The organism is Paenibacillus sp. Soil787 (assembly GCF_001429545.1).
GTDB lineage: Bacteria > Bacillota > Bacilli > Paenibacillales > NBRC-103111 > Paenibacillus_E.
Genome location: NZ_LMSP01000034.1, coordinates 422,959 through 442,242, shown reverse-complemented (window position 1 = coordinate 442,242; position 19,284 = coordinate 422,959). Strand labels below are relative to the sequence as shown.

The following is a 19,284-nucleotide window of genomic DNA, read 5'->3' as shown; positions in this document are numbered from 1 at the left end:
GATGGCCAAAGATAAGAAGTTCTCGAGAAAGGGAAAAAAGGACGGTTATGAAGCTGGCCTTTCCAACGGAGTTAGGTTGGGGCAATGTGAAGCTATCATTCAGAAAGCGATTCGTGATCGGATACCTAACCCCGTCTGGGATGTGCGAGTGCTGTATGTAACGTCAGGTAAAGGATTTCCTTACGAGCCCTTGGATCATGCGATTATTGGCAGCTTGCGTCCATTAGTCCGTGAATTAATTATAGGGAATTGTGATAATGATCCGATTCGTATCGGCAGACCGGAGGCAAAACTTGAAACGCTTGCTGCAAACTATCATCCCGATCTGATGATTGTTCTAGATGGGATGAATCTATCTCTAGATGTGGTGGACCGGATTCGCAGTATGGGCATCCGCACGGCCATATGGCTTACGGATGACCCCTATTACACGGACTATACCGTCTCTTATGCGACCCACTACGATTTCATGTTCACGTTGGAAGTGAATTGCGTGTCGCTATATAAGGAAATGGGATGCCCTCAGGTTCATTATTTACCGCTTGCCTTTCAACCGGATATGTTTCGACCAAAGCCTATTCCACATGGTATGCATCGGGATATCAGCTTCATCGGATCTGCCTATTGGAACCGGGTGGCGTTGTTTGATCGGCTGGCTTCCTATTTGTCAAACAAACGGGTCTTCATCTCAGGCATATGGTGGGAGCGTCTGAAGCACTATAAGCTGCTTGCGCCTCAGATTCAGCTCAATACCTGGATGCAGCCGGAGCAAACAGCAAATGCTTATAATGGAGCCAAAATCGTCATTAATATGCACCGAGCCTATGATGACCCGGCATATAACAATAACAGCCGGCAAATACTTGGTGCCTCCCCCAATCCGCGAACTTTCGAGATATCCGGCTGCGGCGTGCTTCAATTAACAGATGTACGCGACGACTTGGTTAACTTTTATACACCGGATTACGATATTGTCACCTATACATCACCAGAAGATCTGGTAGAGAAGATGGAATACTATTTGACACACGAAGAAGAACGCAAACAAATAGCTATGCGAGGATTGTATCGTACAATGCGAGATCACACCTATGCGAATAGGCTGTCTAACATGCTCGCTATTATTTTCGGACAACAAGGATGAGAACGCCGGTCCTAACGATAAGGAAGCTGAGGTGCATGGACATTGATCAAAAAGATAAAAGTGCGGAAGCTGAAGCTTAAAATAACCCTCCGAAAAAAGAGACCTGCTGCGCAAAGTAAGATTCATCCAAAGAAGAAACTAGTTGTGAAGAAAAAGTTACGGGCAGGCCGTCATGCGAAATTGTCCCGACGGGGAACAAGACATAGAATCAGCAAGCACCGCAGAATAAAATATAATGCATCCTTCGATAAAGCCTACAATGAGGGCTTCAGCACTGGCTTCGCGCAAGGTTATGCTTTGGAGCAAGAACAGCCGACCGTTTAATCCAGCAAACAATGACCAATGCATTCATAGAAGGAGGTGAATTCCATACCTTGTCTCAGCGGCAGGTATGTTACACATGTCAACTCCACAACAACCAAAAGTTTTATTATTTTCCCATATTTGTAGTCCAGATCATATTACGGGTGCAGAAAAAATGCTGCTCTTTATGACGTTGGAACTTGGAAGGCACTATGCATGTACGTTAGTGGTACCCAGAGAAGGACTTTTAGCTGTAGAAGCTAGAAACCATGGCATTAACACGGTTGTCCAATCGTTCCCTCTTTTATTTGAGATGTATCATCCCTCAGCAGCTTTACCCCACCTCTTCCAGGAGTTGCTTGTTCATTCAGAACTGCCTGGCTTAATCGATCTTCTATTAATTCATGAGCCGGAAATGGTCATCACGAATACTTGCATTAACATTTTACCGGCAGTGGCCGCTAAGAGATTGGGAATTCCTGTTACTTGGGTCATTGCGGAGACGATTCTAATGAATGAATTCACAACCTTCAGTGTAGAGCTCATGGATCAATATGCGGATTGGATTGTGGGTATATCGGATACAACGATGCAGCCGCTTCAGAGCATTATGCGCAGCAACAAAAAGTTCGTACTTCCTCCATCATGGCGCATAGAGCACTATAACCCTAGTGATTGGCCGGTAAGAAGGCAAAGCAAACGTGCGGAAATCGGCATCTATGATGAGCGGCCTGTCATCGGCTACATTTCCTCCGATATTTACGCGAATAAAGGGCTGGACCATTTCATTCAGATGGGAATACACATTTGCGAAACGAATCGGATGGCCCACTTTATGATTACAGGCAAACCAACTGACCCTGTCTATACGGAATCCTGCATACAAATGATCATGATCTCCGGCTACTCATCTCAATTCTCCTTCCTCCCTTTTGATGCCAACATTCAATCTATTTACCCAGCGATGGATATCGTTGTTATTCCTAGTCTTTTGAACGAGGGATTTGGATTAACCGCCCTAGAAGGTCACATATTTGGTAAAGCAGTTGTTGCTTATCGCTCAGGTGGGTTGGAAGAAATATTGAAGTCAACGGGAAATGAAGCCTTCCTGGCCCATAAAGGAGATGTTCGCGATCTCACAAGTAAGATTCAGTATTTACTATCGGATCACCAAAACCGCCAGAACATAGGGAATAGAAACAGCCAAGTGGTTCATCAAGTGTTTGGTATTGAAGCCTATCGTTGCCGTTTGAGAAGTTTCCTTTCTCATCTCGGGCCTGTCTTGGAATCAAGGCGGATGGTTAGGCAGAAGGCTTCTAGGTTTCCTGAGTATTTCCTGCTGAAAGGGGAATCCTCACATACGGTATTCGTCATTGAGCAAGGCCTTAAGCGCCCTATATCTACAGGTGAAGACTTCAATTTCTATAAATTTGATTGGAACCGAGTTGTGATCGTAGGTGATCGCCAGCTAGCCATGCATCCGACAGGTATTCCCATTCGTGCAGAAGAGCCTTTTCTGACATATGCCCCAGCGATTTATGTAGCGAGAGGACAAGGGCCAACGGTTTACCTTATGCAGCATGGGGTGAGGTATCCTTTTATGTCAGAAAGTGCTCTTCAGCGTTACGGGTACTCGATGTCACAGGTCGTCTTGCTTCCGGAGAGCGGAACCGCTTCTTATACGCCTGGTCTTTCGATTGGCGGAGGCAAGGAAGCTGCGGAAAAGGGTCCAAGACGAAAAAGTAAGGCGAAGCTGATCATGAAAAAAAAAACGAAAAAAGGAACAAAGCTGAGAAAGGCTAAGATGATCATGATGAAAAAAACGAAAAAAGGAACAAAGCCGAGAAAGGGCACCCGCAGGTTCGCCAAGGGTGGTTTCCAAGCACACAAACGGAAAGTAACCCAGGCGAAAAAGTCGATAAGAAGATACGGGCAGGCTAGACGTCGTGCAAAAAGGGTAACGGCAAGACATCGTCCTAAGCATAAAAGCATCGTGAAGGTAGGCGGAAAAAGATGAAAATCGCGACTGTTTTGGGGACTCGCCCCGAAATTATCCGGCTGAGTCTCATTATTCAGAAGCTGGATGAGCTGGCCGAACAACATGTGCTCATTCACACAGGACAGAATTTCACTTCAACGCTTAGCGACGTTTTTTTCGAGGAGCTGGGTCTGCGCCAACCTGATTATATGCTGCAGAACCAGCAGCGTACGTTAGGAGGGCAGCTCTCAGTCCTTTTCGCAGAGCTAGAACGTATATTTACACTTGAACGCCCGGATAAAATGCTTGTTCTGGGTGACACGAACAGTGCACTCAGCAGCATCCTTGCCGAGCGAATGGGTATTCCCGTGATTCACATGGAAGCGGGTAACCGCTGTTTCGATCTCGGTGTACCGGAAGAGAAGAACCGAAAAGTGATCGATGCGATTTCTAGTATAAATATGCCTTACACCCGTTACGGCCGAGACAATCTGCTTAGGGAGGGCGTACCAAGTCATCGCATTATCGTCACAGGGAATCCCATCTATGAAGTGCTGACTCATTATGAAACACGCATTGAACAAAGTGACATTCTGGAAAAACTAGATCTGAAAGGTGAACCTTACTTTCTGGTTACGACACATCGTGCTGAAAATGTGGATCATCCTGAACGACTACAGCAAATTCTCCAAGGACTTAATCTGGTTGCTGAAACCTTTGGACATAAAGTCATTTGCAGCATTCATCCCCGGACCAAATCACGACTCGAGAAGGATGGCATGGTTACGATGCATCCACTCGTTCAATTTCATGAGCCATTTGGATTTTTCGACTTTGTGCATCTGGAGAAGCATGCTTTCTGTGTCTTGACAGACAGCGGCACCGTTCAAGAGGAATGCTGCATTTTCCATGTGCCGACGGTGACCATTCGAACGACAACTGAACGGCCCGAAACCGTCGATTGCGGAAGTAATGTGGTTTCTGGTCTCCGAGCTGAGCAAATATTGAACGCGGTTAAAGTGATGGTGAGTTTTCCTGCAGGGTGGCATTGCCCAGATGGCTATTTGGATACAAATGTATCGCAAAAAGTCGTTCAATATTTATTAGGAGGTAAAGATAATGTTTGCTAACGCGACAATCTTAGTGACCGGTGGGACGGGATCCTGGGGTTATGAGCTCATAGAACAGCTGCTTCAGGAAAATCCCAAGAAGATTATTGTATTCTCCCGTAATGAATCGACACAGGTAGCGATGAAACGAACCTTTGAGGATGCCAGACTGATCTTCTGTATTGGGGATGTAAGGGATAAAGAGGCTTTGATGAAAGCTTGTGAAAAAGTCGATTATTTATTCCATTTGGCGGCGCTCAAGCATGTTCCCGTCTGTGAGGACCAGCCTTACGAAGCTTTAAAGACGAACGTGGTGGGAACGCAGAATGTCATTGAAGCGGCTATCGAGAACAAAGTGAAGAAAGTCATCAACATCTCGACGGATAAGGCGGCGAACCCATCTAACTTCTACGGCATGACGAAAGCGATTGGGGAGAAGCTGATCGTGTATGCCAATCTGCTGAGCTCGGATACCAAATTCGTGAACGTTCGTGGAGGTAATGTGCTGGGGACGAATGGAAGCGTCATTCACGTGTTCATGAAGCAAATTCAGGAAAAGAGTCAAGTCGGCATCACGGATAAAAACATGACGCGCTTCTTCATGACGAAGCAGGAAGCGATCGAGTTAATGCTTCGGGGTGCTGAAGCAGGGCAGGGGGGGGAAATATTCGTAATAACCATGCCTACATGTAAAATAGTAGATTTGGCTGAGGTGCTAATCGAAGAACTCGGAAAACGGGATGTGGAAGTGATTGAGCTCGGTGTGCGACCGGGGGAGAAAATCCATGAAATTTTGCTTTCTGAATTTGAAAGCCAATTTACAGTTGCTTATGACGATGAACATTTGGTCATTTTGCCAACGATCGAAATCCCCGGACTTAAAGCGCATTATGCGAATTTCCCGAAAGTGCCGTACGAAAGCTTCAGCTCGGAAGAACCGTTGATGACGAAAGCGGAAATAAAAAAAATGCTCGTTAAAGGGGGGTTTCTGGGATGACGCGGAAGCTGCTCATCTTCGGTGGGCAGGGAATGCTTGGTCATTTACTGGTCCGGTACTTTGGCGAATACAGCAGCTATCATGTTCAGTACACAACAAGGGATAAACAAGATACAAAGGGACTTTACGTAGATGCCAGTGATCCTATTCTCGTCGATAAAGTGATTGAAGCTGTAGCTCCTGACGTTATTGTCAACTGCGTCGGTATCCTGAACCAGTTTGCAGAGGCGAATCCACAAGAGGCTTATTGGGTAAACGGCCTTCTGCCTCATCGGATTCGTGAAGCGATTGAACGTGAGGGAGGCAAGTTGATTCATATTAGCACGGATTGCGTGTTTTCCGGGAATCGGGGAGATTACAAGGAGAACGACCAGCCGGAAGGTACGACGGTATATGCCAGATCGAAAGCGCTTGGAGAGGTGACTGGCGGTCCACATCTTACGATCCGGACGTCGATTATAGGACCGGAAATCCGCAAGCAAGGGATTGGCTTATTGCAATGGTTTTTGCAGCAGCAGGGCATTGTCAAAGGCTATAACCGCGTGATGTGGAATGGTGTAACGACGCTAGAGCTTGCTAAAGCTATCCATCATGCCATCGAACATCCGGTCTTCGGACTGCTTCAATTGACCGCACCGCAGAAGATAAGCAAATATGAATTGCTCCACTTGTTTCAACAGGCATTTGACAAACGCGACGTAACGATCATTTCAGACGAGGAGATTCGTCTTGACCGAACTTTAATCAACTCAAGGGATGATTTTACTTTCGAAGTATCGACGTATCCAACTATGCTCAAGCAGTTGGCAGATTGGATGGGATCTTCTTGAACTCGAATACAGATAAAGACACGATTCTTATTACTGGTGCAAATGGCTTTACGGGTAAGCATGCCTGCAAGCATTTTACCGCTAGCGGCATGAAGGTGATTGCTGTTGTTAGGAAAGAGAACACGCCCGTTGTTCATGCAGATCAGGTTCAAATTTGCGATTTGACCGATAGGGCACAGGTTCATCAGCTGATCCGGAAAACGATGCCCAATTATGTGCTGCATTTGGCTGGACGAAATGCGGTTCAAGATTCATGGACTGATCCGATCGGACACATGGATGCGAATGTGATGGCAACTCTGTATCTTCTGAACGCCCTACGGGACTACCCCGATTGCCGCATTGTCGTAGCGGGATCGATGCTTAGTTTTACGTTGAACGAGAATCCACAGCCACTGCATCCTTATAGCCTAAGCAAAACATTTCAAATGTTGGCTGCTCAGTCGTGGTCTCATTTATTTCAACAACAGGTCATGGTGGCACGGCCTTCCAACTTGATAGGACCGGGGTATTCCAACGGGTTATGCGGGATTCTGGCAAAGAAGGCGGTCAGAATTGAAAGAGGTGTAGAGAACACTCCTTTCCGGCTTTCTTCCTTGATCGAGCAGCGCGATTACCTTGATGTACGGGATGTTGTTAAAGCCTATGCGCATATCCTGCTTTACGGTACGCCGGGAACGGTTTATCCAGTAGGTTCGGGCAGCAATCGTACGATTCTGGAGATCGTGAAAGCCTTTGAATTGCTAATCGAACAGCCATTACCGCTGGAGGTCGGACATATCGAAGGCTATGTACCCCCTAAGCCGTTAGATTTAGCCCTCATCAATGCTTTAGGGTGGAGGCCGGAAATATCTTTTGAAACTTCTATAGCGGATATTCTCCGGTTCTATCGGACCGAATCATGAATCTGTCAATAACATCAATAACATACCGGAAAGGGCGAATCATTCATGTGTAATCAAAATGCATCAGGTGCTTGCTCCCATGCGGAAGGCTTCAATACAACGGCCAGTGCGCCTTCTTCACATGCGGAAGGCTTCAATACAACAGCCAACGGGAATGCTTCTCACTCCGAAGGCGGAAGTACGCTGGCAAGCGGGGAGGGTTCTCACGCTGAGGGTTTCGGTTCACAAGCTAGCGGTGCGGGATCACACTCAGAGGGATTTCAAAGTATCGCCAGCGGAAATTCCTCTCACGCGGAAGGAGGAAACTGTATAGCTAGCGGGTCGGCCGCACATGCGGAAGGCCAGGATACAAGAGCGTTCGCGAATGCCGCTCATACTGAAGGGTTTCAAACGATAGCAACCAAGGATGCCGCTCATGCCGAAGGAACTCTGACCCAAGCTAACGGCGAATCGGCTCACGCCGAGGGGGTCGGCTCGATTGCTAATGCCGACGGATCCCATGCCGAAGGATACAATACGGTCGCCAGCAAAGATGTCGCTCACGCAGAAGGATCTGTGACGACGGCCAGCGGCACAGCAGCGCATGCTGAAGGAGCCAATACCATTGCCAGCGGCAACGCCTCTCACGCAGAAGGCATAGGTACGGTGGCGAATGCGGAATCTGCGCACACGGAAGGCTTGGGAACCAGTGCGGGTGGCAATGCCGGCGCCCACGTCATGGGCCGTTTCGGTACCGCTACTGAACCCTATTCCTGGTTCATCGGTAACGGAACGAGCACAAGCAATCGCGGACTTGGCGCGAAATGGCTCGCTTCTTCTGGAAACATGTTTGTCGACGGGTCATTTGTACCGGGCGGAGCGGATTATGCTGAATTGTTTGAAACGATAGACGGCAAGCATATGGAACCAGGCTATTTTGTGTCTGTCATTGGGAAGAAAATTCGTATTGCTTCCTCCGCAGACGACTATATCGTAGGCATTACGAGCGCAACCCCGGGAATAATCGGCGACAGCGGTGAAATGCATTGGCAGGGCAAATATGTAACGGACAGATGGGGAAGGGTGCAGTACCGGGAGGTCACGCTGCCTGCGCAATTGGACGAAGCCGGAAGAGAATTGCTGCCGGAATGTACAGAGCTTCAACCCATACTCAATCCGAATTGGGATCCGGAGCAGGAGTACTTTCCACGCTTGAAACGGGAGGAATGGGTTGCCGTAGGTATGCTTGGCAAGCTTCTGGTTCGCGATGATGGCACCTGCGAAGTCAATAGTTATTGCAAACCTAGTCAAGACGGCATCGCCACGAAAGCCAGTTCGGGATACCGCGTTCTGGAGCGGACGGACAACGATCAAATCTTAATTTTGTTCCGATAGAGGTGAAGTGATGTATCCAAAAGTATCGATCGTTATTCCGTTTTACAACTGTCCCTATATCGAACAAGCGATAGTTAGCGCGCTCGGCCAGACCTATCCGAATATCGAGATCATCGTTGTGGACGACGGTTCGACTCAGCACGCGGACAAAATCGGCCCGTTTCTTACCCGTATTCATTATTTGGGAAAGGCGAATGGAGGAACGGCTACTGCGCTTAATCATGGCATTCGAATGGCGTCCGGAGACTATATCGCTTGGCTTAGCTCGGATGATATGTTTTATCCGGATAAGATTGAGCACCAACTGAACTTCATGCTGACCCACCATTCTTCCATCAGTTATACGGCTTTCGATGAAATCGACGCTTATAATAACGTGACAAACCGTAACGTAGGCCCACGTTTTTCAAGCCAGGTCGATTTTATCCGCTCGCTGATCAGCCTCGATCCGATTAACGGTTGTACGGTCATGATGAAGAAGGAACTGTTATCGATTATTGGCCTTTTTAACGAATCACTCCCTTATACGCATGATTACGATTTGTGGATTCGCGCCGTATTGGGGAGAGTGTTCGTTCATTTTCTGGATCAACCGCTGACGATGTATCGTTGGCACGGTGAGATGGGCACCCGTAAGCATTGGCCAGCTATCCAGCAGGAAATTGCCTATATACAGCGAGTATACAGAGATCAGCTTCAAGGCTACGTTCAACTATTAGGAGGATAAGATAAGTAATAGAGGAGGGTGCCGTATGAAAATTTTGCTGGCCACTTACTGGCTGCTTCCTCATCTTGGAGGCGTATGGCCGTATATGAACCAGATTAAGCAAAAGCTGGAGGCCATGGGGCATAGTGTCGACTTAATGGGGCATACCCCTGATTTTTCTGGTTTCCATATCGTTAATGAGAACCGTGCTCTGGCCAAGGATTTGCTTACTCCTTTACTGTATACGAAGATCGATGCGGCGTCATATCCTACTTTGAATGCCGACCGTTGGGTTTATGAAACGGAAAATGCCCGCTACTGCATGGAGTTGGCTGCCGCATATTTAGGATTGGACCAGTATGATTTAATCCATACACAAGACGTCATTTCCACACGCGCGCTTAGCCGGGTAAAGCCGAAAAAAACGCCCCTCATCGCCAATATTCACGGTTCAATTGCCAGAGAGGTTATGCTTGCCGTCTACCATCAAAATGCGAACAGTGAATTGAGGCAGCTGCCTATCTGGAACTATTACAAAACGATGGAATATTTCGGAGCAACCTCAGCTGATGTCACACTGACTTCAACCTACTGGATGAAGAACCTGATGGTTCAGGAATATGGGGTTCCGGCACATAAAATCAACGTATTTCAATATGGTTTGGATATGAATGAATTCTGGAGAATATATCAAGCAGGCACTCCCGTACAGAAGCCACTGGGTAAGAAAGTCATCATTTGTCCGGCCCGCTTAGTTTTTATCAAAGGGATCGAGGTTTTATTATCGGCGCTTGGCAAGCTAAAACATGCACGTAACGACTGGGTTTGCTGGATTGTCGGGGACGGGGAACTACTGCCGTCTCTCCAACAGCAGGCAGCGAATCAAGGATTACATGAACAGGTACAGTTTTTGGGTTATCGTGAAGATGTTCCGGCGCTGCTTGGACTAAGTGATATCTTCGTATTACCCAGTTTACAAGACAACCAGCCTTTTTCTGTGATGGAGGCACAGATGATCGGCTTGCCTTCGGTTGTCTCTGACGCTGGAGGGCTTCCGGAGATGGTCGAGCACGGCAAGACGGGGCTCGTATTTCCAGTAGGTGATACGGATGCACTGGCGCATTATCTCCACTTGCTCCTTCAGGAAGATGGCTATAGGATACAACTGGGGACGAACGCTAAAGATTGGGGAACCAGCCATTGGTCGTTGGATCAAATGATGACACGTCTTCTTGGGTTTTATAACAGAGCGATGGAAAAGGTGAGTGGCAGATATGGAGCCTTTTAAGGTTATGGGAGATTTATATAATGCTTTATTTACAGTGCAAAAGTCGAATCCAGAAGTGTTGGTAGATTATGTGGTTTGGAACCATATCAAAACTTCGTTGCCTAAAGATTACTTGCTTCCTGATCCAGCTTTTATTGATGCTTTCTCTAATGCATTTTTATCGGAATAAATAGAGCCTTATTATCGTAGAAAAGGGGATAAATCTATGATTTGATTCCCCCCCCTACTTTTATAGGGGCAATTATAAGGTACCATTCAATTAATAAAATCATAAACTAGGAACATGATTGATTTTCATTCAGAAGAGGTGAAATTGGTGCCAAGAGTAAAAGATTCTAATAAAAATGAAGCTAGAATACCTGAAAATCCTTGCTCGCTGCCCATTAGTTTACCAATGGAGGAAATAGGACTGACGATTGTTATTTTGAACAATATCGTTCAGGCTGACCAAATTTTTATTACCGCTACGGCTGGGTTGACCAAGCAGGCGGGCAGTACGCCAACAGAGCTGATCTTCAGGATCAGAAGAGGTGGCGTCGACGGCGTTGAAGTTTATAAAAGAGTTCGTACGATTTACGAAATTGGCAGCTATGGTTATACAACCCTAACTCATGTGGAATCAGGGATTTCATCATCAGTGCAGATGTATACCCTAACAGTGCAAATGACAAAAGGAGCGCCAGCTGAAGCCATTATTACCGATCTCGTCAGCATGAGCGGCGTCGTTTACGGTAACTAACGGTAGATAGGGGGCGTGATCATAAATGGCTGATGTGGATCGGGACATGAAGGTGGTTATTTTAGCGGGTGGATTCGGAACTAGAATCAGCGAAGAGTCGCAGTTTAAACCGAAGCCGATGATCGAAATCGGAGACAAACCAATTTTATGGCATATCATGAAAATCTACTCCTACTATGGATTTAACGATTTTGTTATTTGTTTGGGCTACAAGGGTTATTACATCAAAGAATATTTTTCGCATTATTTTTTGCATGAATCGGACGTTACCTTTGATTTTGCCAAAGAAAATGAAATGGTGATTCATCGTTCCGTTTCGGATCCATGGCGGGTAACGCTCGTGGATACGGGGAAGACGACCATGACAGGGGGCCGCTTGAAAAGGGTCGAAAAATATATCGAAAATAAATCGTTTATGCTGACATACGGGGATGGTGTTGCAGACATTAACATCGAAGATTTAGTCAAGTACCACCGTTCACATGGAAAATTGTGTACAGTGACTTCGATTCAACCGAACGGAAGATTCGGCGCCTTGGAGCTGGGGCCTGACCATACCGTTAAAGATTTCTCGGAAAAACCGAAAGGGGACGGAAGCTGGATCAATGCCGGTTTTTTCGTGATGGAACCGCAGGTGCTTCAATACATCCAAGACGACCAAACGAATCTGGAGAAGGATTCCCTTGAGAAAATCGCTAAAGACGGCCATATGATGGCGTATAAGCATTCCGGGTTTTGGCAGCCCATGGATACGATGAGGGACAAAAATCATTTGGAAGAATTGTGGAGAGACGAGAACGCTCCTTGGAAAAAGGGTGACATGTGATGGATCCGACATTTTGGACCAGTAAAAAAGTATTCGTAACCGGCCATACCGGCTTTAAGGGCAGCTGGCTCTGCCTCTGGCTTGCTTCCATGGGAGCCGAAGTGACCGGTTACGCCCTATTGCCGCCAACAACCCCAAGTTTGTACAAATTGGCTCAAATCGATTCTATGGTGCGCTCCGTCAACGCGGATATTAGAGACAAGGACCTTTTGGCAAGAACACTGACGGATGCAGATCCCGATATTGTCATCCACATGGCGGCGCAATCACTCGTTAGGGCATCCTACGATGCACCGGCGCTTACCTTTGAAACGAATGTCATGGGGACGGTAAATCTTCTGGAAGCGGTCAAGTATGCGGTGACGAGCGGCAAAAAGATCAAAGCGGTCATTAACGTAACCTCGGACAAATGCTACGAAAACAAGGAATCGATATACGGTTATCGGGAAAACGATGCGCTTGGGGGAAAAGACCCTTATTCCAACAGCAAGGCATGTTCCGAGCTAGTAACGGCCTCTTACCGGAATTCCTTCTTCCATTCAGACAACTATCTCCATCACGGTGTTGCCTTAGCCACGGTAAGGGCAGGAAATGTGATTGGCGGAGGCGATTGGGCTTACGAGCGGCTCATTCCCGACTGTATTCGCGCTTTCCTGAAGGAGGACGTCATTAACATTCGCAACCCGCATGCAGTTAGACCTTGGCAGCATGTGCTTGAACCATTAAGCGGATATCTTTTGTTAGCTCAATACTTGTACGAAGCAGGTCCCTCATACGCGGAAGGATGGAATTTCGGACCTGAAGACGAAGATGCCAAATCCGTGCGTTGGGTGGTAGATGCATTATGCAGAAAGTGGGGGGGGATTGCGGGCTGCAAGATCGATTCGAACAATCACCCACACGAGGCCCATTTACTCAAGCTGGATTGTACGAAGGCAAAAATGCGTCTGGGGTGGAAACCGAGATGGAAGCTGGGGCAGGCGCTCGACAAAGTGGTCGAATGGAGCAAGGCTTACAAGTCCGGCGAGGATATTCGAACTGTTTGTTTGCGACAGTTGAACGAATTTCTCTTCACGGTCGACTGAGGTGACAATCATATGCATTCTGAAAATCATCAAGAGTGGCGTACGGCTATCGTAACCGGGGCAACCGGATTTATCGGATCTAATGTTGTCCGGCTTCTTGCAGCTGACGGTTGGAACGTACATGTGATCGTAAGGAACGCTTCAAAGCTCACTTTGCTTAAAGAGGTTAGCGAATACGTGAGTATTCACCGCCACGACGGTTCGACGGAACAGTTATTTGAAATCATCAAGCAAGCGGCTCCCGACATCGTATTTCATTTGGCGGCTTTTGCTTCAGTCACCCACAGACCCGAAGATACCGTGTCAATGCTCCAAAGCAATATTGTGTTTAGCACACAGCTGGTGGAGGCTATGCTGGCCAATCACCTTTATTCGCTGATCAATACCGGAACGTTCTCCCAGCATTGGGACAATAAAGCCTACAGCCCCTCATCCCTTTATGATGCAACTAAGCAAGCCTTTAGGGATATTTTAACATTTTATACGGAAACTACACCGTTAAAAGTCATTACGCTCGAGCTTTATGACAATTATGGGCCGGGTGATCCGCGATCTAAGATTATGACTCTGCTGAAGAGGTCGGCTGCAGACGGGAAGCCTTTGGTCATGTCCCCGGGAGAGCAGCTGGTGGACATCGTTTACATTGACGATGTTGTAGATGCGTACATCACGGCAGCGAAACGGTTGCTCACCATACAAACGGTAAAAGATGAGGTCTTCGCCATCTCTTCCGGGCATCCGATCCGACTAAGGGATTTAGTGCAAGTGTTCGAGCAGGTGGCCGGGTGTCGGCTGCAAATTGAGTGGGGAGGCCGCCCATACCGCAAGCGTGAAATCATGATTCCTTGGAATCAAGGCGAGATCCTGCCGAATTGGACCGCTAAAGTTTCTTTGGAAGAAGGGATCGGACGGTTCATGAATATAAGCAGTTGAAAAGAGGAGTAGACATGGATACAGATTCGATCGTATTTGTGGCCGGACATCGCGGTCTGGTAGGGAGCGCGATAGTTCGCAAATTGAAGTCTTTGGGCTATAGCCGTATTCTAACCAAAACCCGAAACGAATTGGATCTTACCGATTCCAAGCAGGTAGAGCGTTTCTTTGAGGAGAACCGGCCGCAGTACGTTTTTCTGTCTGCGGCGAAAGTAGGAGGGATATACGCGAACAGCAAATACCCTGCAGATTTCATCCGGGAAAATTTAGCGATTCAAACGAATGTTATACATGCCTCGTACCGATTTCAAACTAAGAAGCTGTTGTTCTTAGGAAGTTCCTGCATTTATCCCAAGATGGCGCCGCAGCCACTGTTGGAAGATTATTTACTCAGCGGTAAGCTGGAGAGCACCAATGAACCTTATGCGATTGCTAAAATTGCCGGCATCAAGATGTGCGAGGCTTACAACGCGCAGTATGATACGAATTTTATGGCTGTGATGCCGACCAATTTATATGGACCTCACGATAACTTTGACCTGCAGCATTCACATGTGCTGCCTGCACTAATCCGGAAGTTCCATCAGGCCAAAGTGTCGGGGCAGAATCATGTCCTCGTCTGGGGAACCGGAATGCCAAGAAGAGAGTTCCTTCATGTCGACGATTTGGCGGACGCTTGCGTATATTTGATGGATAAATTCGATGTTAAAACGATCGGTCCGTTTGTGAACATCGGAACAGGAGACGATTTAACCATCAGGGAACTGGCGGAGCTGATCGGGCAAACGGTCGGGTTTGTGGGCGATATCGTCTTCGATGAAACAAAACCGGACGGGACACCCCGAAAAGTGCTGGACGTCAGTAAAATCAACCGGTTAGGCTGGCAAGCTTCCATCGGTTTAAAAGAAGGCATTGAAGAAACGTATCAGTGGTTTCAAGACCATTACGATCAATAGGAGGTATCGCCTCTATATGGCCAAAGTAGCGCTTATCACGGGAATCACTGGACAAGACGGCTCTTATCTTGCTGAACTCTTATTGAATAAAGGTTATGAGGTTCACGGCTTGAAAAGGAGAAGCTCTCTAATCAATACGCACAGAATTGACCACTTGTACCAGGATCCCCATGAAGAGGGAGTGAATTTCTTCCTGCATCATGGAGATCTCACGGATTCGATGAATATTTTACAGGTGATCGAAAAAGTAGGACCCGACGAAATCTATAACTTGGGTGCCATGAGCCATGTCCACGTCAGCTTCGAGACGCCGGAATATACGGCCAATACGGATGGGCTCGGCACCTTGAGAATTCTGGAGGCGGCCCGGATTCTCGGACTTGCCAGTAAAACGAAAATTTATCAGGCCTCCACCTCGGAATTGTATGGACTTGTACAAGAGGTTCCGCAAAGTGAAAAAACGCCGTTTTATCCTCGCAGTCCATATGCGGCGGCAAAGCTATATGCATATTGGATCACGGTAAATTACCGTGAGGCTTACGGCATGTATGCCTGCAACGGAATTTTGTTCAATCACGAAAGTCCGATCCGAGGCGAAACGTTCGTCACCCGCAAGATCACGAGGGCTGCGGCCCGGATTGCGCTCGGGCTTCAGGATAAATTGTATTTGGGCAATTTAAACGCGAAGCGGGATTGGGGGCATGCCAAAGATTACGTGGAAGCGATGTGGTTGATGCTTCAGCAGCAGGAGCCGGAGGACTTTGTCATCGCATCTGGGATCACAACGGAAGTGCGGGAGTTTGTAAGATTGTCTTTTGCGCAGCTCGGCATTGAAATTGATTTCGTCGGGCAAAAAGAGCATGAAAAAGGTATTGTGGCTGCCTGCAGCAATGCGCAATATCAGCTTCCAATCGGTAAAGAAGTCATCGCTGTTAACGCCAAGTATTACAGACCCACGGAGGTTGACTTACTGCTCGGTAACCCGACGAAAGCTAAAGAGAAGCTGGGATGGGTACCGAAGCACGACTTACAGGCATTGGTCGCGGATATGGTGGCGAGCGATCTGGCGGAAGCCGAACGTGAAGCCTATCTGACAAAAAACGGTTATGAAGTCAGAAGGAGTCATTCCATTTAGGAGGATGCGGCAGAATGAAACTGATACTGCTTTCGGGGGGCTCAGGGAAAAGACTTTGGCCTTTGTCAAATGAATCGAGATCGAAACAGTTTCTTAAGGTTTTGAGAAATCAAAATCTGCAAATGGAATCGATGATGCAAAGGGTTTGGAGCCAACTGAAATCTGCTGATCTCACCGGATCTGTCTACGTGGCAACGAGCAAATCTCAATCGGAAATTATTCAAAGCCAATTGGATAGTTCCATTCGGCTGATTGTTGAACCCGAAAGACGCGATACGTTCCCTGCCATTGCGTTGGCCTGCACCTACTTGCATTCCGTTGTCAAAACCGATGCAAACGAAACGGTTTGCATACTTCCGGTGGACCCATATGTAGAAAACCAATTTTTTTCCGTTTTGAAAGAGTTAGAAACGATGCAGGCCTTATCCGATTGCGAAATTCTATTGATTGGCGTTAAACCTGATCATCCCTCCGAGAAGTACGGATATATCGTTCCCGATGAGGGATCATCCAAGGGACCGTGCATGAGGGTAAACAGGTTTATTGAAAAACCGGGGAAGCATCGGGCGCAAATGCTAATGGAGGAAAACGCGCTTTGGAACTGTGGAATTTTTGCTTTTAAGCTGGGGTATATGGTATCCCTGCTGCAGCATCGAGGAATCCCTGTTCAATACGAAAAGCTGCGCAGCGCATACAGTACCTTACCGAAAACCAGCTTCGACTATGAAATTGTGGAAAAGACAAGTAAGTTGGCCGTTTATCCATACAACGGAAGCTGGAAAGACTTAGGCTCTTGGGAGACGCTAACTGAGGAGCTAGACACATCCGTGCTGGGGAAAGGGACGCTCAGTGAATCATGTAGGAATACGCATGTCATTAATGAACTGGATATCCCTATAAAAGTGATCGGCTTGTCCAACATTGTCGTAGCCGCCAGTCCTGACGGGATTCTGGTTGCCGATAAATCAGCAAGCACCAAGATCAAAGAATTGATGGATGATGATGATCAACGTCTCATGTATGAAGAACGGCGCTGGGGTTGGTATCGTGTGTTGGATTATGCGCATGACCTAGGCGGGAATGAGCGGCTTACGAAAAAAATTATCGTACACGCAGGCAAAAATCCGAGCTATCAAATTCATTATAAGCGAAAAGAAGTTTGGATGATCCTCTCGGGTGAAGGTTTGTTCGCTCTGAACAACAGACTGAACCGAGTGAGTGCGGGTGACGTATTGCAAATTCCAGCCGGGGCGGGGCATAGCATTAAAGCGACAACGAATCTGGAAATGATTGAAGTACAGCTGGGCAGCGAACTGGTAGAAGAAGATACGATCCGACTCTTCATGACCTGGGACCAAATTGAAGAATACTGCTTAGGAAGGGGTTGATATCATAATGCGCAAGGAAAAAGGGAATGCACGCCAGATCGCCGGTATTGTATTCAGCAAAGACAGAGCGATGCAGTTGGACGCTGTTCTCCAATCTCTTCGGCTTCGCTGCGGGGATTTTGAGGGAGTGGACATGAAGGTGCTTTATATCACATCAGATATAGCGCACGAAGAACAATATGTGCAATTAATGAAGATGCACCCTTCTGTCCAGTTCATACGAGAGCATGATTTCAAGCAACAGCTCTTGTCAAACATCGCACATTATCCGTTTGTCTTTTTCATGGTTGATGATTGCATGTTCGTAAAGCCTTTCCTCTTGGAAGAGGTCGTGAGTGCTATGGACGCTCATCCGGATGTATTGGTGTTTTCATTCCGACTTGGCCGGAATACAATCTATTGCTACTCGATGCACACTCCGCAACGTTTACCCATATTTCAGGAGCTCGACAGCGGATTTGTCAAATTTCATTGGGCTTCCGGAGAATATGAATTTGGTTATCCGTTGGAAGTATCGAGCTCCATATACAGGACCAAAGACCTGTTCGCCCTCTTAGCCGAATTGCCCTTCCATAATCCCAATATGCTGGAATCCCAGCTTGCGCATCAGGCCTGGAAATATGCAGGTTCACTAGGATTCGCTTTAAGCAACAATGTTTCCCTTGCATTTTGCAATCCGCTCAATATGGTTCAACATTTATTCAACAATCGGGCAGGAGCCAATGCCGATTATTCGATTAACGAGTTGTCACGATTATTTCAACAAGGTTATCGCATTGATGTGGATCACTATTTCGACTTCGTAACGGTTGCATGCCATCAGGAGGTGGAGCTGTGTTTCACAAAAAGACAGCCATGAAAAAAGTCGGAATATTGTATATCTGCACTGGAAAATATCATCTGTTCTGGGAAGACTTCTTTATTACTTCTCAAATATTCTTTCTGCCGGAATGTATCAAAACGTATTATGTGTTCACTGACGCTCCTAATATTGCTTATGAAAATCATAAATATGTTAAGAAAATATACCAACCTAATTTGGGGTGGCCTGGAAATACGATGCTGCGATTTGAAATGTTCAACCAATCTGAACATGTCTTACGGGAAAACGAATATTTGTTCTTTTTTAATGCCAACATCGTATTTTGTGATTTTATTCGTGAAAATGAAATACTGCCTGAAACGCAAGGGTTGACAGCCGTCATCCACCCTTATTTTTATGGGAAGTCTAATACCGATTTTCCATATGATAGAAATCCCGCAAGTTTGGCGTACATTCCTGTCGGATTAGGAAATTATTATTTTATGGGTGGAGTTAACGGCGGGAAGACGGATCATTATTTGCTGCTGGTCCGGATGCTGTCAAGAAACATCCGAACCGATTTGAATAACGGGATCATAGCAACGATATATGATGAATCTCATCTAAACAAATATCTGCTGGACAAAAACATTCATATATTAAATCCGTCTTACGGATACCCCGAGGAGTGGAGTTATCCGCTAAAGCCTAAATTAATGATCAGGGACAAAACCCAATATGGGGGTCATCACTTTTTAAGACACAGTTAATCGGGCAAGGAAGGGG

At 46.8% G+C, this 19,284-nt stretch carries 20 protein-coding genes; all 20 read left to right on the top strand.

Going from position 1 to position 19,284, the window contains the following annotated elements:
- Nucleotide 1: 1 nt before the first annotated feature.
- On the top strand, nt 2-1,144 hold the full coding sequence (locus ASG93_RS25685; RefSeq protein WP_056836593.1) for a glycosyltransferase family protein: 1,143 nt from the start codon (nt 2-4) through the stop codon (nt 1,142-1,144).
- A gap of 42 nt (nt 1,145-1,186) precedes the next feature.
- Nucleotides 1,187-1,468: a hypothetical protein gene (locus ASG93_RS35785; protein WP_056836591.1), complete on the top strand. Its 282-nt coding sequence runs from the start codon at nt 1,187-1,189 to the stop codon at nt 1,466-1,468.
- A gap of 76 nt (nt 1,469-1,544) precedes the next feature.
- Nucleotides 1,545-3,464: a glycosyltransferase family 4 protein gene (locus ASG93_RS25675; protein WP_162262879.1), complete on the top strand. Its 1,920-nt coding sequence runs from the start codon at nt 1,545-1,547 to the stop codon at nt 3,462-3,464.
- Nucleotides 3,461-4,555: a non-hydrolyzing UDP-N-acetylglucosamine 2-epimerase gene (gene wecB, locus ASG93_RS25670; RefSeq protein WP_056836588.1), complete on the top strand. Its 1,095-nt coding sequence runs from the start codon at nt 3,461-3,463 to the stop codon at nt 4,553-4,555. The genes ASG93_RS25675 and wecB overlap by 4 nt, the downstream gene beginning before the upstream one ends.
- Nucleotides 4,545-5,531, top strand: a complete 987-nt coding sequence (locus ASG93_RS25665) for an SDR family NAD(P)-dependent oxidoreductase (protein ID WP_056836586.1) — start codon at nt 4,545-4,547, stop codon at nt 5,529-5,531. The genes wecB and ASG93_RS25665 overlap by 11 nt, the downstream gene beginning before the upstream one ends.
- Nucleotides 5,528-6,361: a dTDP-4-dehydrorhamnose reductase family protein gene (locus tag ASG93_RS25660; protein ID WP_056836584.1), complete on the top strand. Its 834-nt coding sequence runs from the start codon at nt 5,528-5,530 to the stop codon at nt 6,359-6,361. Before ASG93_RS25665 ends, ASG93_RS25660 begins: the two co-directional genes overlap by 4 nt.
- Nucleotides 6,358-7,266, top strand: coding sequence for an NAD-dependent epimerase/dehydratase family protein (locus ASG93_RS25655; protein ID WP_056836582.1), 909 nt, complete (start codon nt 6,358-6,360; stop codon nt 7,264-7,266). The genes ASG93_RS25660 and ASG93_RS25655 overlap by 4 nt, the downstream gene beginning before the upstream one ends.
- A 45-nt stretch (nt 7,267-7,311) precedes the next feature.
- Nucleotides 7,312-8,640, top strand: coding sequence for a peptidase G2 autoproteolytic cleavage domain-containing protein (locus ASG93_RS25650; RefSeq protein WP_056836580.1), 1,329 nt, complete (start codon nt 7,312-7,314; stop codon nt 8,638-8,640).
- A gap of 10 nt (nt 8,641-8,650) precedes the next feature.
- Entirely contained in the window at nt 8,651-9,367 is a 717-nt protein-coding gene (locus ASG93_RS25645; protein ID WP_056836577.1) for a glycosyltransferase, read from the top strand.
- A gap of 25 nt (nt 9,368-9,392) precedes the next feature.
- Nucleotides 9,393-10,634, top strand: coding sequence for a glycosyltransferase family 4 protein (locus ASG93_RS25640; RefSeq protein WP_056836575.1), 1,242 nt, complete (start codon nt 9,393-9,395; stop codon nt 10,632-10,634).
- Nucleotides 10,621-10,803: a hypothetical protein gene (locus tag ASG93_RS25635; protein WP_056836572.1), complete on the top strand. Its 183-nt coding sequence runs from the start codon at nt 10,621-10,623 to the stop codon at nt 10,801-10,803. Before ASG93_RS25640 ends, ASG93_RS25635 begins: the two co-directional genes overlap by 14 nt.
- A gap of 147 nt (nt 10,804-10,950) precedes the next feature.
- A complete protein-coding gene (locus tag ASG93_RS25630) occupies nt 10,951-11,373 on the top strand; it encodes a hypothetical protein (RefSeq protein ID WP_056836570.1) in 423 nt (140 codons plus the stop codon).
- Nucleotides 11,374-11,419: 46 nt separating this feature from the next.
- Entirely contained in the window at nt 11,420-12,199 is a 780-nt protein-coding gene (gene rfbF, locus ASG93_RS25625; protein WP_056836686.1) for a glucose-1-phosphate cytidylyltransferase, read from the top strand.
- The gene (rfbG, locus tag ASG93_RS25620) at nt 12,199-13,284 is read left to right on the top strand and encodes a CDP-glucose 4,6-dehydratase (protein ID WP_056836569.1); all 1,086 of its coding nucleotides are present in this window, start codon (nt 12,199-12,201) and stop codon (nt 13,282-13,284) included. Before rfbF ends, rfbG begins: the two co-directional genes overlap by 1 nt.
- 12 nt (nt 13,285-13,296) lie before the next feature.
- Complete coding sequence (locus tag ASG93_RS25615) at nt 13,297-14,217, top strand: NAD-dependent epimerase/dehydratase family protein (RefSeq protein ID WP_056836567.1); 921 nt, start codon at nt 13,297-13,299, stop codon at nt 14,215-14,217.
- Nucleotides 14,218-14,231: 14 nt separating this feature from the next.
- Entirely contained in the window at nt 14,232-15,173 is a 942-nt protein-coding gene (locus ASG93_RS25610; protein ID WP_056836565.1) for a GDP-L-fucose synthase family protein, read from the top strand.
- Nucleotides 15,174-15,189: 16 nt separating this feature from the next.
- Complete coding sequence (gene gmd / locus ASG93_RS25605; RefSeq protein WP_056836563.1) at nt 15,190-16,308, top strand: GDP-mannose 4,6-dehydratase; 1,119 nt, start codon at nt 15,190-15,192, stop codon at nt 16,306-16,308.
- Nucleotides 16,309-16,322: 14 nt separating this feature from the next.
- Complete coding sequence (locus ASG93_RS25600; RefSeq protein WP_056836562.1) at nt 16,323-17,696, top strand: sugar phosphate nucleotidyltransferase; 1,374 nt, start codon at nt 16,323-16,325, stop codon at nt 17,694-17,696.
- Nucleotides 17,697-17,703: 7 nt separating this feature from the next.
- The gene (locus ASG93_RS25595; RefSeq protein WP_056836560.1) at nt 17,704-18,555 is read left to right on the top strand and encodes a hypothetical protein; all 852 of its coding nucleotides are present in this window, start codon (nt 17,704-17,706) and stop codon (nt 18,553-18,555) included.
- Nucleotides 18,531-19,268 carry a family 6 glucosyltransferase gene (locus ASG93_RS25590; protein ID WP_056836559.1) on the top strand — a complete coding sequence of 246 codons (738 nt, stop codon included), beginning with the start codon at nt 18,531-18,533 and terminating at the stop codon, nt 19,266-19,268. Before ASG93_RS25595 ends, ASG93_RS25590 begins: the two co-directional genes overlap by 25 nt.
- Nucleotides 19,269-19,284 lie beyond the last annotated feature (16 nt).